The 15,528-nt window shown below is 30.2% G+C and carries 12 protein-coding genes and 4 pseudogenes; 9 read left to right on the forward strand and 7 right to left on the reverse strand.

Going from position 1 to position 15,528, the window contains the following annotated elements:
- Positions 1 to 36: 36 nt before the first annotated feature.
- Positions 37 to 894, forward strand: a pseudogene (locus CN692_RS24295) (SpoVR family protein); the annotation flags it as partial.
- Positions 895 to 1,248: 354 nt separating this feature from the next.
- Here the strand turns inward: CN692_RS24295 and CN692_RS24300 are convergent.
- From CN692_RS24300 to CN692_RS24320, 5 genes are all read right to left on the reverse strand, one after another.
- A complete protein-coding gene (locus tag CN692_RS24300; RefSeq protein ID WP_098121713.1) occupies positions 1,249 to 2,199 on the reverse strand; it encodes a nucleoside hydrolase in 951 nt (316 codons plus the stop codon).
- Between the two features lie 666 nt (positions 2,200 to 2,865).
- A complete protein-coding gene (locus CN692_RS24305) occupies positions 2,866 to 3,261 on the reverse strand; it encodes a hypothetical protein (protein WP_098121714.1) in 396 nt (131 codons plus the stop codon).
- 3 nt (positions 3,262 to 3,264) lie between these two features.
- Positions 3,265 to 4,407 (reverse strand): ParM/StbA family protein, encoded by a 1,143-nt coding sequence (locus CN692_RS24310; protein ID WP_098121715.1) that lies wholly within the window; start codon positions 4,405 to 4,407, stop codon positions 3,265 to 3,267.
- A gap of 306 nt (positions 4,408 to 4,713) precedes the next feature.
- Positions 4,714 to 5,172 carry a hypothetical protein gene (locus tag CN692_RS24315; RefSeq protein WP_098121716.1) on the reverse strand — a complete coding sequence of 153 codons (459 nt, stop codon included), beginning with the start codon at positions 5,170 to 5,172 and terminating at the stop codon, positions 4,714 to 4,716.
- Entirely contained in the window at positions 5,144 to 5,938 is a 795-nt protein-coding gene (locus CN692_RS24320) for a ParA family protein (protein ID WP_257131804.1), read from the reverse strand. Before CN692_RS24320 ends, CN692_RS24315 begins: the two co-directional genes overlap by 29 nt.
- A gap of 2,557 nt (positions 5,939 to 8,495) precedes the next feature.
- Here CN692_RS24320 and CN692_RS24325 point away from each other — a divergent pair.
- The 4 genes and pseudogenes from CN692_RS24325 to CN692_RS24340 all read left to right on the forward strand — a co-directional run.
- Positions 8,496 to 9,145, forward strand: a pseudogene (locus tag CN692_RS24325) (spore germination protein); the annotation flags it as partial.
- Positions 9,142 to 10,245, forward strand: coding sequence for a GerAB/ArcD/ProY family transporter (locus CN692_RS24330; RefSeq protein ID WP_098121717.1), 1,104 nt, complete (start codon positions 9,142 to 9,144; stop codon positions 10,243 to 10,245). The pseudogene CN692_RS24325 and the gene CN692_RS24330, both read left to right, overlap by 4 nt.
- Positions 10,232 to 11,395, forward strand: coding sequence for a Ger(x)C family spore germination protein (locus CN692_RS24335; protein WP_098121718.1), 1,164 nt, complete (start codon positions 10,232 to 10,234; stop codon positions 11,393 to 11,395). Before CN692_RS24330 ends, CN692_RS24335 begins: the two co-directional genes overlap by 14 nt.
- Positions 11,396 to 11,801: 406 nt before the next feature.
- Positions 11,802 to 12,291, forward strand: a pseudogene (locus CN692_RS24340) (DUF421 domain-containing protein).
- Positions 12,292 to 12,386: 95 nt separating this feature from the next.
- Here CN692_RS24340 and CN692_RS24345 read toward each other — a convergent pair.
- Positions 12,387 to 12,968 carry a YitT family protein gene (locus CN692_RS24345; protein WP_098121719.1) on the reverse strand — a complete coding sequence of 194 codons (582 nt, stop codon included), beginning with the start codon at positions 12,966 to 12,968 and terminating at the stop codon, positions 12,387 to 12,389.
- 374 nt (positions 12,969 to 13,342) lie between these two features.
- Between CN692_RS24345 and CN692_RS24350 the strand changes: the two genes are divergently transcribed.
- From CN692_RS24350 to CN692_RS24360, 3 genes are all read left to right on the forward strand, one after another.
- Complete coding sequence (locus tag CN692_RS24350; protein ID WP_098121720.1) at positions 13,343 to 13,735, forward strand: CBO0543 family protein; 393 nt, start codon at positions 13,343 to 13,345, stop codon at positions 13,733 to 13,735.
- Between the two features lie 297 nt (positions 13,736 to 14,032).
- Positions 14,033 to 14,428, forward strand: a complete 396-nt coding sequence (locus tag CN692_RS24355; protein ID WP_257144120.1) for a DUF1259 domain-containing protein — start codon at positions 14,033 to 14,035, stop codon at positions 14,426 to 14,428.
- A 111-nt stretch (positions 14,429 to 14,539) separates the two neighbouring features.
- Positions 14,540 to 15,325: a spore germination protein gene (locus CN692_RS24360; protein ID WP_098121722.1), complete on the forward strand. Its 786-nt coding sequence runs from the start codon at positions 14,540 to 14,542 to the stop codon at positions 15,323 to 15,325.
- Here CN692_RS24360 and CN692_RS26940 read toward each other — a convergent pair.
- Positions 15,319 to 15,474, reverse strand: a complete 156-nt coding sequence (locus CN692_RS26940) for a hypothetical protein (protein WP_179865659.1) — start codon at positions 15,472 to 15,474, stop codon at positions 15,319 to 15,321. The two genes, CN692_RS24360 and CN692_RS26940, sit on opposite strands and share 7 nt — an antisense overlap.
- Here CN692_RS26940 and CN692_RS27295 point away from each other — a divergent pair.
- Positions 15,468 to 15,528: pseudogene (locus CN692_RS27295) on the forward strand (hypothetical protein); the annotation flags it as partial. The gene CN692_RS26940 and the pseudogene CN692_RS27295 sit on opposite strands and share 7 nt — an antisense overlap.

Consider the following 15,528-nt stretch of genomic DNA (forward strand, 5'->3'; position numbering starts at 1 on the left):
GGCAATTAGAAGATGATATGCTCCCCCCCCCATCCTAGAGTAGGACCATATGATGATTTATGGAATTTAGATAATAAAAAAGAAAACATTGCTCCTGTAAAACCTCGAAAAAAGAAATTCCCACCACAACCTGAAAAGGATCTTTTACTATTTATTCAACACTTTAGTCGCGAATTAGAAGAGTGGCAACGAGACATTTTAACAATGTTACGAGAGGAATTGGTTTATTTTTGGCCACAGCTCGAAACAAAAATTATGAATGAGGGATGGGCTAGTCTTTGGCATCAACGTATTATGAGAGAGTTAGATTTAACATCAGGTGAATCAATTGAATTTGCAAAACTGAATGCAAGTGTACTACAGCCCTCGAAGACAAGTATAAACCCTTACTATTTTGGACTAAAAATGTTTGAGGATATTGAAGAAAAATATAACAATCCATCTGAAGAAATGAAACAATATGGGGTGAAAGCTGGTTCTGGAACTGAAAAAATTTTTGAAGTACGTGAGCTTGAATCAGATACTAGTTTTATTAGAAACTATTTATCAAAAGAATTTGTTATGAACAAAGACTTGTATTTGTTTAATAAACAGGGAAAAGAATATAAGATTAATGATAAAAGTTGGGTGAATGTACGTGATCAATTGGTAAATATGCGCACGAATGGTGGATATCCCTATATTACTGTAAATGATGGAGACTATCAAAAAAATGGTGAATTGTATTTAAATCATTCATTTGAAGAAATTGAATTAGATCTTAAATATCTTGAAAAAGTTTTATCATATATATACCAATTGTGGGGAAGAACGACTCATATTGAGACAAGAATGGATGGGAAAGTTGTATTATTTAGTTATGATGGTAATAATGTAAATCGTAAATATTTGTAAATGCCGGTTTAGGCGTTTTTTTATTTTAGCTGTTTTGTAAACGTTGTTGGTTTAAAAAAAGATATGTTGATTACCGTTATCCATGCAACGACCAAACAAGTACTCTCCACATTTTGAGCTAAATCTATATAATATCAGAAGTGAAATACGGGACTTTTAACTTGCCCGTCGTGATTTTAAACAGGCGTTTTCTTGTCCTATTGAACTAAAGCATTGTTGTAGCGTTAATCCCAGTCGCCTTCTTATTGGATAGTTCATTTAAGAGAAACCTCTGCAGGCAAAGAAATACTAGCATACGCCTTATCCATATGCTAAAATAATCAAAATTTTTATCACTTATCTCATAATAATAGGTTACAGCCTCTCTTTTAAAAATGTTTCCATAATATCTTTCTTAAATTTTTCATAATCAAATTGAAAAGCCACACTATGTGTTTTAAAATCTGGATTTGCCTCAAAACGAAAGTCTGCAATACTTTGACCGAATCCATCTCCTTGGTCAGGAATTATTTTAATTGGTACTTTTGAGAGACGAACCGCTTCTGGATTTAACAAATACCAGATTGTTACAAAGTCATGCATAGGACTTCCAGCTATGCCAGGATTCGATTTAGAATAGAAACTATAGTAGTAGTCCAACATGGGCTTGATAATGAGCCCTGCTGGATCTTTTGTGTTACGATGAAATGCATCGATTTGTTGAACCATTTCAGGTGTAACAACGGCATGTTGAGTAATGTTTAAGGGAACTATTGTTAAATTTTTTGCATGTTGTAGAATTATATTTGCTGCATATGGATCAGAATAAAAGTTAGCTTCTGCCACAGCTGTCACATTTCCAGGATAAAAAAAAGCCCCTCCCATACAAATGTATTCTTTCACATCCTTCATCTTAGCTAAGTTTAAAACAAATGCGGTAGCCAAAGAAGAAAGCCTTCCTAAATTAATAATAATCAAGTTGTCCAAATTTGAATCTATAATGGGATAAATATCATTAATAGGGTATACAGGAGAGGTGATTTGAGGAGGAATAATAGGTCCTAGCCCAGCTTCCCCATGCACTTCTGGAAAAGACTTTACAGCTATACCCGTTAAAGGGACAGATGCACCAAGAAAAACAGGTATCTCCTGTCTTCCCGCGATAAACTTTAAATAATTTATATTCCATATAGCTTTTTCCCTTGATACATTCCCATAGTCGGCTACAATCCCTACAAGTTGAATATCCTTACGAAAAAAGGTATACAGTAAAGCAAATGCATCATCAATTCCTAAATCAGTAAACAGAAGAACTTTTTTTTGCAAAATTCCGCCTCCTAGTAAATTGGATAATAAGAAGATGTGAAAGCAAGTACCGTTAATAAAATAAGGTAAGTATGCTATTATGTACTGATTTCAATTGTTTTAGGTAAAACGGATTGTTTCCTATGTTTTCACTTTTTTATTATAAATTGAATCATCTTTATCTGTTTTTAATTAGTTGGATTACATTCTGTGATACTATTTTGGCTCCCCCTTTAAGTAAGGGGGGGATATTGAGTAGAATGATTATTTATAATATTCACTAATACTAAACTGATGCCTGTCTTCATTCGATTTTAATTTTGCTTCATAAAAGCCGTATGGAAATCTGGTCTACATAAACACCAACATCGTGATAGGCAATAAAAGAGGTTCCACCAAGAAGGTCTTTTTTTATCTTTTAACTAACAAGCTCGTACTTTGTAACAACATTGAACAAAGTTGAATTTATTTTTTATAAGCCAAAAATTTATTCAAAAAGTACAAACTGTTGTGTCACCAAGATGCTAACTGTTATTCCTATTAATACTTAGTTTAAAAATGACAAAAAAACCAGAAAAACCTTCATTCAGGATTATCTGGTTTCTAAATTTCTACGTATTTCGCACTCGGTTTAATCTTCTATAGCCATTTACTTCGCCGCTTTCTCATTATCAGGTCAAATAATGTCTACTCAAAATCTAGCATTCCTGCAAAATCAGAAAAATCTTCATCCGAATCCTTATCGTTGGTACGTTCATTAGGATCAGTTGGATAGAGCCTTTGCGCTTGAATGGTATTTTTACTACCAATCAACATTGCGATGAATGCAGAGATTGATTTTTGAATAACCGGATCATTTAATATCTTTCTGTCTTCGGATGTAAGTTTATAGGCTAAGCGTACGTATATGTCGTCAACAATTGATTCTTCGTTTGCTTCTTTTGCTGCTGCCTCAATAAGATTTAATATTTCTGAATTACGCTTATCTAACCCATTTAAAAACTTTAATGTTTCATCACTTATCTCTACTGGAAGCTTAATTGAAAATGTTTTACCAGGTTCTAATGCTTTATTATTTGACACGCATTAAACACCTACTTTTTTTAACCCTAATTCAATCCCTTTATTTTTAGAAACGATGTATAGGATTTTGAAGTATGCCTTTGCAATGCTCCAAATACTCTCATCTGCCTCTAAAAAATGTAGTTCATATCCTTTACCTACTTTATTTAAACCTTCTAATTGTTCGCAAATGATAGCTGCTGAACCACCTACGATGTAAATTTCATCTAGGTCGCCAACGTTATCCCATGTGCTAACGATATCATTGTATTGCAATTGAGCGTAAGTTTGTAGATGTTTATCGACAGTTGATTTAATTGATACAGGCTTGCCATCAGGCTTAATAATAAATGGATCGTTCTCACGTACAATGTTTTCTACAAGTTGGCGTCTTGATTTGAAAATGGTTTTTCTGTATTCACGGTCTAAATCTTTATTGATTAAATCAAGGTAATGACCGATTCCAGCAATATCCCCTTCTGAGCTTTCATTATCAATTTTTCCATTTCGAATAATCGCTTTATCTCTAGTATTTCCACCAATGTCAGTGATTAGTAGATTTTTAGACAGTAGTTCTTGATTTTTTTTATTAAAATAATCGTCCATCGTTAGATTGATCATTGCTGCATATCCCTCGATACTTACTATAACGTCTTCAAACTCTATTCGAACTGTTTTTCCTTTTAACCCTCCAGGGGTTTGTTCGAATTTTACTTCATGCATACTCTCTATCAGTTTTTTCTTAAAATTAATCCGTGCATTTTCATCATCTTTTACCTCATCCAATGGTAAACCTGTACTCAATAAGTATTTTACGTTTATAACATCTTTATCTGAATTTTTAGCTGCATCCAATGCAAGTGCAGTAAGAAGTAGAATGATTGTTTGCTCAGAATCCCCTTTTTTAACACGAGAAGATACGACATCGTTGTTTACTTCTTTCGCAGCTAAATTACCAACCGCATAGATTGCAGATTCTTTTAAAGCCCTAGAAGTCACATGGACATGTAGTTCTTCAATTGGTTCATTCTCATCTGACAACATTGAACGTGTATCCATTCTTTTTATGACATTCGGTATGTAAATACGATTTTTTTCAGAAAGTCCTCCGATAAAACCTTTTAAACTATCATTTCCAGCATCTAGTGACGCAATCTTAAATTTCATTAACAATCATCTCCTAAATTGGATTTATTTACCTTATATACAAATGATAACACTTTAGTAACACTGTTTCAATCTTTAAGTAACACTTTAGTAACACTTTTTATACTATTCAATTACTATTAAATAACCCCTGTGATTTACTAAGTGATTGCTGAACAAAAATTTTAAAAATAAAAAAGCTGATCTGTTATGACCAGCTTTCTTGCCTACTGAGTTCATTCATAAACTCAAATCGTTGAATCGTCTAGTATATATTAATAGAATGATTGTTTAGTTACTAGTTTTTTCATTTTTTTGATTAATAGATCACAATACGCCATAGTCTTCTAATAATTTTCGCAAAGCCTGGTTAATCAGTTTTGATTTGTCCCCTTTTTGCCCTCTAGCGGAAATTTTATCTACTTCAGTGGCCAAGTCGGGATCCATATAAAAAGAAGTAAAGACTTTCTTCTCTTTCTTCTTCAAGGTCTTTTTTCCAGAAGCAAGATTTCGAAGATAATCATCGTCTTCATCTTCAATTTTAGTATTAACAATATCGTTATTGTCATTGATGACATATGTTTCGTTTTCTAAGTCATTGTTATTATTAATGATGTCAATGTTTTGATTGTTATTATCAGTAATGTTATTGTTCTCGATTTCTTTTTTGATATCGACTTTGTTATCAGTCTTCTCATCAATCACATCAGTTTCGTATGAATTAAAAAAGGTCTGAGTAGCATTCGGTTTTTTTATTTTATCTTTGAGGCTGATTTTGTTGGACACGTTCCTTCAACTCCTTTATAAAGGGAATATAGTATTCTAAGGCAATTTTTAATTCTGCGTTTTCTTCAAAACCAGTTATGGCTAAACGTCTTGTCGCAGCTTTTCTGCGTATAAAGGAATGGAATTTCAGCCCAGGATAATCTTCATCAATTGCTTCTTCCATCACTTCATTTTCTTTCGCTCTTGCATCGATCAAGGAGAAAAGAATACCAGCTGTTTCTAAGGTTGGATTGTATCGTTCTTTTGCTCCTTCAATGATTTCTAAGAACTTTGGAATCGCATAATAAGCAAACATGGATCCGTCAAACATGACAACAGCGTAACTACCAGCTTCAGAGAAGGTACTTAACGGCAAAACAGTTTGTTCGGATAATGCAGGTGGCGTATCAATAATAATCCAGTCATAGTCCTCCATAACAGGTTCAAGTGCTTTTTGTAATGCGTCTAACTTTAATCCCTTTTCATACATTCTTCTAGGTAATGTTGCTAGAAAATCATTAGCTGGGATTAAGTCTAGGTTTTCTTTAATTTTAATAATGTATGAACGGGCATCTTCATTTAAGATTGCTTCTAAAATGCTTTTCTCCTCAAAAACGCTGCATATGTCATACTCTCCGGTTAAGAAACTGGTTAAGTTCCCTTGTCCATCCATGTCAATAGCCAACACTTTCTCTTCTTGACTTAATAGATAGGAAGTAATGCCGCTACTTGTCGATTTAGAGCAACCACCTTTACTTATACCAAATGTGACAATTTTTGCTGTCAAGATTAACACCTCTTTCAAAAATATAGATGAATATTTTAAATTGAATGGAACATCGAGTATATATCTACTAAAAATAAGATTTATCTCAAAAAACTAGTATGTGTATAATTCATCATTATAACATATGTCATTATATATATCACTGTATATGATGTGTTTGTAGTTATTATTGAAAATCTATTTGATTTACATAGATTAATTAGTAGATTTCTAGTTTGATAGACAAATTCCTGTCTGGTTATTTGATATTTCTAATAAATGTGTAAACTGATCATTAAAATGATGTAACTAAATATTTCTAATAGAATAGTAATATATATATTTAATAAATATCGATAATATCATATTTGTAGTTTTTAATTCCTATATATATGCCTTATTATATATTAACATATATGATTTTATTAATATATGACAATGGTATATAAGAATACTTCATTTATAACATCGGTATTAATTTATAAGTATATAAAATCAATAATAATAATATATATGATGCCATATATATTATAACGTATGATGTTTAGTATGTAACATTGATAATGAAGTATAAGAAATATATAACAACAACATTGCTATTGATATTATTGTATATGTGAAATTTGTCAATGTTATATATGGCAATATATATATTATAGTGTGTGATGTTTATCTGTAGCGTTGATAATGACGTATATTGAATATTTAATAACAACATCACTATTGATGTTGTTATATATGAAATACATATGAATGTTATATATGACAACATATATAACATGACGTAAGATGTTTAGTATTGCAATGTTGACAATGCCATATATTGAATATTTAATAACAACATCACTATTGATGTTGTTATATATGAAATACATGTGATTGTTATATATGACAACATATATAACAATCATGTATGACGTTTAATCTGTAGCGTTGATAATGACGTATATTGATTAATTAACAACAACATCACTATTAAAATTGTTATATATGACATTGTATATGATAATGATAGTTAATATATTTACTTTATATTTAATGTTGATATTAAATTATATGTATATTAAAACATATATCATAAATTCGAATTTAACATATAGATTATACTTCTTTTATTTAATAACATTTTAATGTTATTCCACTAGTTTGAATGTTAATTCTTATTAAAATGAAGGTTTTATCAAAAAATGTACAGAACTATATATACCTTTAATTGATAATTCTTACTATTGTTAGGGTGGTTATTCTATATAGGAATTAGCAAAAAATTAGTGCATTAAATATGTGTATTCATCAGTAAATCATACTTGATTATTTGAAATTACATCAAAACACAATCTACATTTATGGCATTAATGATATTTTGACATATATATCAATGTATACAATAAAAAATAAATATAAGTATATGATAATGATATTAGTAACAATATTATCGATGTAAGTAGTTTTAAAACTTTAGAATTGCTTACCCTGTCACTAATCAGTATGGTTTATAAGAGTTTAGTGCATTTGAAATAAAGACATGATGTTTTATATAAATTTGTTCCGACTAAAGGCAATTTAATGAAAGAAGGATTTCAAACAAAATTGGTTATTTATGTTTTCGTTGGCTTTGAATTTGTGAAGAGTTGCACTTAAACTAAACCAGCTAATACTATGTCAATATTTTTCAATAAACATTTTTTTAGCACATGATATACTAAAAATGCGCATGCCAAATAGCCTTCCATTACCTTATTGGAAGGATTTGTTATTACTTCGTAATTTTGGTATTTAGTTTAAATCAAGGAAATAGTTCGTGGGATAAGACAATTGTCTTAAAACAAGATAAATTTGTTCGTAAAGTGAATGGGACAACGTTAAAATAACAAAAAAATAGTACATAAAAAGTAAAGCATTAAACAAGCAATATGAGATAGGGATGTACTTTTTATTGGATAAAAATTTCTTTATGCATGTAAAAATAATAAAACGTTGTACAACTAACGCATTGCATTAGTTGTACAACAAAAAGAGGGTGATCTTAGGATCTTCCTTTTTTGTTAGATGGCAGAACAGTTAAATAAGAAGTAGGGGTTTCTGAATAAAAATAGAATAAATGATTAAAAGTAGATCAAGAAAGTAAGGGGTACTTTTTATGAAGATTCTATATATATAAATACTTCATTTAGTGTGTTTGATTGGAATTGATATTTAGCTTTACCGAATTGGAACAATATTGGAAAAGGTTGCATTTTACTTATATCAACTAACTTTTAAATAAGATTAAGTAATTAGCATTCTATTTTATTTCGCAATTAACGAATGCGGTAAGAACAAAATTACGGGTCGCATGTAGTAAAAAGAGTCTACTTAATTTCGTTAAGATTAAGGCATAAATAATAGAAGAATTTCGATAGTTTGAATCAGATTTTAGGGTAATTAATACGTGTATTTACTTATTTTCTGTAAGTTTTACATATTTTCAATGCATAAAGTAAATGATATGGGGTAGATAAGAAAGTAACGATATTTGATTTAATATTAATGAGTTTTGAGTCATTTTTACTACAATTACTAATTGTTTATGAATAAAACAAGTCTGCGTATAAAACGTTATTTAGCATGTTTTATTTCCTTGTTTGCTCCATCTTTGTATATTGATTTTATCTCATTTCATCAAGGGTTAATCTATACAAAGCTAGTATTTCATATAGCAGTAACAAGAGGTGGCGTTCCTTTTCCATCGTTAATTGAAGTACTAATAATGGGAATTTCGATCGAGGTGTTAAGAGAAGCCGGTCTTCGATTACCAAAACCAATCGGACAATCAGTAGGAATTGTTGGAGAATTAATTATTGGAGAAGCAGCTGTTGAGGAAGGAATTGTTAGTACAAACATGGTTATAGTTGTTGCAGTAACGGCAATTTCTTCATTCACACTTCCACAATATAATGTAGGAATTGCTCTTCGAATGCTTCGCTTTATATCAATGACTTTTGCGAGAGTGTATATGGCTTATATGGAGTAGTTTTATTTTTCTTATTACTTTGTAGCCACGTAGTAAAACTTAAAAGCTTTGGTGTGCCATATTTAAGCCCTTCAGTCCCAAAAAGATTTAGTGACTGGAAGGACTTTATTATAAGGGCTCCACTATTTATGATGAAAAATCGACCTAAGAGTATACAAGCGAAAAAAATGCGACGTATGAAATACCATCAGAAAGGAGGAAAGACTTCAAAATGAATTCTAAGCCTATTGATCAAGTCTCTACCGCTCAATCCGTAATGCTTATGGTAAATTTAATTTTAGGTGCAGGTATCTTAATATTACCAAGAACAATTACAGATAAAGTTAAAACACCAGACGGTTGGATTTCAGTTACCATTTCAGGTTTGTTAATTATGTTATTAGTATTTTTTCTAGCAAAGTTATGTAAACAATATCCTAATGAAACGTACTATCAATTTATTCAAAAAATAATTGGGAAATGGTTAGGGATCGCACTCGGTTTAATCATTATTCTATATTATATAGCCCTTTCAGCTTTCGAAGTTCGTGCAATGGCAGAAACAACAAGATTGTTTTTACTTCAAGATACACCTCCATGGGCAATTTTAATTCCTTTCCTATGGATTGGTTTATATTTAGTACTAGGTGGAATCAATTCGATTGCAAGAATGTTAGAAATCATTTTTCCAATTACAGTATTATTTTTTCTATTAGTTATCTTTTTAGGAATAGGAATTATTGATTTAGATAACCTACGTCCAGTTCTAGGTAATGGGGTTAAGCCTGTCCTAAATGGACTCAAAACAACATCTCTTTCTTTTTCAGGATTTGAAGCAATTTTATTTATTTTTATGTTTATAAAAGATAAAAATAAAGTCTCAAAAATAATTATTTTTGGCATTGGAATTCCTTTTGTTTTTTATACGATTACTGTTGTTGCAGTAATTGGTGCATTTTCTATAGATGGTGTATTATTACAAACTTGGCCAGTACTAACTTATATTCGAAGCTACGATATACAAGGTCTTATTGTAGAAAGATTTGATTCCTTACTTTTAGTTATTTGGATTATGCAAATTTTTGCTACATTTATTATCGCATTCTATATTTGTTCACTTGGAATGGCTCAAGTTTTTAACAAAAAAAGTATGAATTCTTTTCTTTTTGGAACGCTACCATTTATTTACATTATTGCAATGATTCCAAAAGATATAAATGAAACTTTACTAATGGCTGACGCGATTGGTAATACTGCATTTTATTTATTTGGTATTGTCCCTCTTCTCCTTCTCGTGATTTCGACAGTGAGGAAAAAATTAAATGCGAAAATGTAGATTTAAACGAACTTATATTTGTGCAGTTTTTAATATTATCTTTTTACTTTTAGTATCAGGATGCTGGAGCAGTAGGACAATTGAAGATTTAAACATCATAGTAGGCTCTGCATTAGATCGCGATGTAGATGGTAAAATTAAATCAACTCTTCAGTATGCTGTTCCTGAGGCAATGACGACAAATTCTGGTGGAGTTAATCCTTCAAAACCATATATTAATGTAGTCGGTGAAGGAATATCCTTAGAACCTTCTGGGTGGGAAACAACATTAAGTAGAGAAGGATACATCTTTGGTTCACATCAAAAAACTGTTGTCATAAGTGAAGAACTTGCTAGAACTGAAAAATTGCGTGAACTGACTGATCTGTATTTTCGAGATATCGATATAAGAGGTAGCACTTTAATTTTTATAGCGAAGGGCATAGCAAGTCAAGCACTAGAAACGAAAGAGGCTAATACTTTACCAGCAATGCGACTGGCTGAAATTGCAAATGGATCGTTAACTTCTGAGATTGTCAGTAAAACTCCATTAATAAAAATGGGGGGCTTAATGAACTCTGGTTCGAGCTTTCTACTTCAATTAATAGAGGCTACTGATAAAGGTGCTAAATTTTCTGGTGGGGCAATTTTCAACGGTAAAAAAAATAAAATGATTGGCACTATAGATACAGGAGAAGTAGAAGGGATCAACTGGATTACTGCTCAAGGTAAAGGCGGAGCTGTAAAAGGATATATAAAAAAATCTGATGGACCGATATGGTACCAAATCGAATCAATAAAAAGTAAAATTACACCACATATAAAAGGTGACAAGGTTTCATTTGATGTAAAGATTGAGTCGGAAGGTAGAATAGCAGAATATTGGAATCCTAAATTAAGACCATTATTCAATGAAAAAAATGTTACAAGAGTTGAAAAAAACACTGCGAAAGTAGTAAAAGTTATGATGGAAAACGTTACTAAAAGGCTCCAAAATGAATTCAAAACAGATGTTGCAGGATTTGGAAACGCAGTTAGAATACAAGAACCTAAAAAATGGAATAAACTGAAAAATAACTGGGACGAATTATTTAGTAAGGCAAAAATAAAATATGATGTAAAAATTACAATTAGAGATTATGGTATGATTGGAAAGAAAAAAAACAAATAAAAATAAAGCTTGAATCCTAAAAAAAGATTTAAGCTTTATTTTTTTAGTCTCTGTTAAAGTAAAATGTTGATATTTAATATTTGAAAAAGGATTGTCTAAAAAATGAAACCTCTTGAGTATAATCGGGTATTTATTACCAAAACTATAAAAGTTTTAAACTTATTTTATTTCTAATAAGAAAAGGTGAGTTTATGAATATTGATAATTTTATAAAGTAGATTTTCGGGTAATGATTTTACGAACAACTTTTAGTTTTTTAGTTTTGTTAGTATTAGCCCCAATTCTTTGGAAAAAACAATTGAGTCAATTAACATTTTTTAACTATATTACAAGGATAACTATTGGCTCTATTGCTGCTGATATCGCAGGTGAAACAGAAACTCCTTTTTTTAATGGGTTAATTTCCATGGTTTGGTGGTCTTTACTGACTATTATAGTGGGCTATTTAGGAATACGATCTTCAAAAGTTAGAATATTAACTGATGATGAACCATCAATAGTAATTAAAGAAGGAAAGATATTAGAAAACGCTTTACGTAAGCTTCGATTAAATATTGATGATATAAGTATGATGCTCAGAAAGCAAGGAGTATTTTCAATGAATGAGGTTTCATATGCGGTGTTAGATAAGTATCCTAAAAAAAGTTGATCAACAACCAGCCACTAAGCTTGATGTAAAAGCCTTAATGAAAAAAACAAATTATTTACCTTCTGAAATAATTTCTGATGGTAAGATTGTTTATAAAAATTTAAAAGAATTGAATAAAACTGAAGAATGGGTTATTAAGAAGTTAAAGCAGAAAGGTATAAGTAAAATTGAGGAAGTATTCTACGCAGAAATACTGTACGATGGGTCATTATATGTTAATTTAAAAGATAATCTATTAAAGGAATAATCCAATTGCGGTTGGAAATTTTGTTATGTACAAATGTATTCAAATTGAATTTTTCACACATAAAGTTAGAATCCATTATAAACTTTCATTAACTTTTAATACGTTATAGATATTGATCTAATTGTAGTCCAAATACTTGTTGTGATGGAAACTCCAATTACTGTAAATATAGAAAAAAGAATTCTAATATCATTTAAAAAGAATATTCCACCAGTAATAATCGCAGTATCAATAATTAAGATAACAATTCCAAAATTTATAGAGAATGTTTTAGAAATAAAGAAAGCAATAAGATCAATCCCCCCTGGACATGTATCTTCTCGCAACATTAGTCCAATACCAGATCCAATAATCAGTCCACCTAGGAAAGCACTAAATATGATAGGTAAACGAACAGCGTTTTCAAGTGGAATAAACAAGTCAATCATTACTGAGGTGAAAATTAAGCCAATCACGCTGTTGATAAAGTATAAGCGATTTTTGAAAAAAGTAAATAAATAGATAGGTATATTTAAACCAAAAACGATAACACCTAATTTAATTCCCCATATGTAATTTACTATTAGGCTTATCCCTAGAATTCCACCATTTAATAAATGGAGGGGGACAATAAAAGCATTAATTCCAATTCCAATCAGTAAACTTCCTATTAAAATTTTTACGATTTTATGTTTCATGATTTTCACCTTCTTTTTTTACATTTCTATGAATTAAACAAGTTATTTATACTTATCCATTTTTAATGTTTAAGCTTGCTGAGCACTTTTTAAGGTATGGTAGCACTAACTAATTTTCTTAGAACTTGTAGTAATTAAATAGAAAACACCTTTAATTCTCTCTTTTTTCTGTACATAAATTTAATTACAATTGGAAAATATTATTCTAACTGTAAGAAAGACTATGTAATTATTTCAAAATAAATTTGAACTTAGGTTTACTTGAATAGAAATATTATTACTCTCAAAGTAGGAGGAGCCTGTCACTGATGGATGGGTATGTCCAGCTTGATAGGCTTTTTGTATAAAAAAATAAGATTATCAAGGTGATAATATTGTTATTATATATAATTTTTGGGTTTATTTTACCTTGGCTAATAGGCGTAATTCTTTTGAAAAAGATAACTAAAATTATGATTCTATTTTTGCCAACCAGCATAGCAACTGCATTTTTAATAAATACATGGGGATTCAATTATTTTTGGAAGTTAAAGTTTTCATATAATGAGTTATCATTGTCTGCTATTCCATTTGATTTAGGACTCTACCCAATATTAGGATGTGTATTTATTAGCAGTATTTATTATAAGAAACTTAATGTTTTTTCAGCAATTTTAATATTTTCTACTGTAACAACACTAATTGAGTTCTGGGCATTAAAAGAGGGACAAGTTATATATAGGAATGGTTGGACTATTTATTGGACTTCCTCCGGTATTGTTTTTTAAGTTGTTATAAGATCAATAAAAATAAGCATTATGCTGAACTTTCAAGCACATATAGTCTAAAAGGATTTGTAGTTCTTTTAGAAGAAAAAATTAATATAAATATTATGAACGAACTATAATATGATTTTATTCAAACCCTAGCGCTATTAGCATAACCTAGTAAAATCTGCAAATGGCTCGTTCCTTCAAAAGGTATTAATAAATTGATTTTTTCTGAATAAATTATGCAAATTAATGAACTTTTTTGTTTTAATGGGTTCTTTGAGAATCCAATTAATTCAAAGGAGGTTTAAAATGATGGATATAAACGAAATATGTAGTAAGTTTGGGGAAATCGCTGGTGGCAAACATCATTTAGAAAATGGCACTTGTTCTGTTACATTTCATAGGAATATCAATGTATCAATATTAGGAAAACTTACAAAATCAGCTCATACAATCGGTGCTTCAATCTCTTTTCAAAGTTTAGATGAAAAAGGATATTCCCTCAATCTAGGAGAATTTGCTTTAATTGATGAGGAAGTTTATCCATTTACTAAATCATTACAAGATCAAGGGATTTTAGTTAGTGCGTTGCATAATCATTGGCTGTTTATTAAACCCAATATTATGTATGCTCATTTTATGTCAGTTGAAAACCCTTTAGAATTTGCAAGGAAAGTAAGAATTGCTTTTAATCATCTTGTCCGTTAGTCAAATAAAAGGGCTTTTAAGTACTCTAAAAGCCCTTTTATTAACTTTTACATAAATTTTCCTCCTTTAGGAAAATTTATTTCTAAATTCAAAAATGGAGGATGGTGAATAATGCTTAACTATAAACAAGTAAATAGTTCAGTAAGTAATAACCAGATTCCATTTCAAAGTGATCTGACCCGGACCTTAAGTAAAGATATAAATGAAAATATTAAACGAATCAAATCAGATTTAGGTGATAGTTTTGATCTTATAATCAGACAGGAAACGATTGGAAGAGATACGGATCAGTCTTACGCAATTATTCATATTGACGGAATATCCAATGAAGAAGTTATAAATGATGGTACTTTTGAGAAAATTATTTGCTTAAATTTAAATAAGTTGCGTTTGAATGCTAAAATTTCGTTATTGGATTTGGAAAATGGATTAAAAGGTATAATTTCAGTTTCAAGCTTGAAATCATTATCTAGTTATACCAACCTTCTTACAGCCCTCCTACTAGGAGATACTATTATATTATTGATTCAAGACTGCAATTTTTTAGTTGCTTGTACAAAAATGGTTCAATCGAGAGAGATAACTGAGCCTTCGACACAAACCATTATAAGAGGTCCAAAAGACAGTTTTACTGAGAGTTTTAGGACAAACACGTCCCTAATTCGTAATCGAGTTCAGCATACTGCCCTTCGTTTAGAAACATTTAAAGTAGGTGAAGTTACGAGGACTGATGTAGAAATTATGTATATACATGGTGTTGTAGATCAGGTACTCTTAAAAGAAGTAAAGAAAAGAATTAATTCAATTAAAATTGATGCTGTTATTGATTCAAGTTACATAGAGAAATATATCCATAATGATCAACTAACTTTTTTCCCCAACTTCAATATTTACTGAACGACCTGATGCTGCTGTTGGTAATTTATTACAAGTCGAATAATTATTCTTATTGCTGGAAGTCCATTTGTAATGATAGTACCAGCACCTTTTTTACCAATTTTTTCAATCTCCTGAAGATTATTATCAAAGTACATATGTATCGACATTTATAAGAGTACTTCGATATTTTTGCTTTTTAAAAGCTATGTTTGTACCAGGAA

Source organism: Bacillus sp. AFS002410, assembly GCF_002556365.1.
Classification (GTDB): Bacteria; Bacillota; Bacilli; order Bacillales; family Bacillaceae_G; genus Gottfriedia.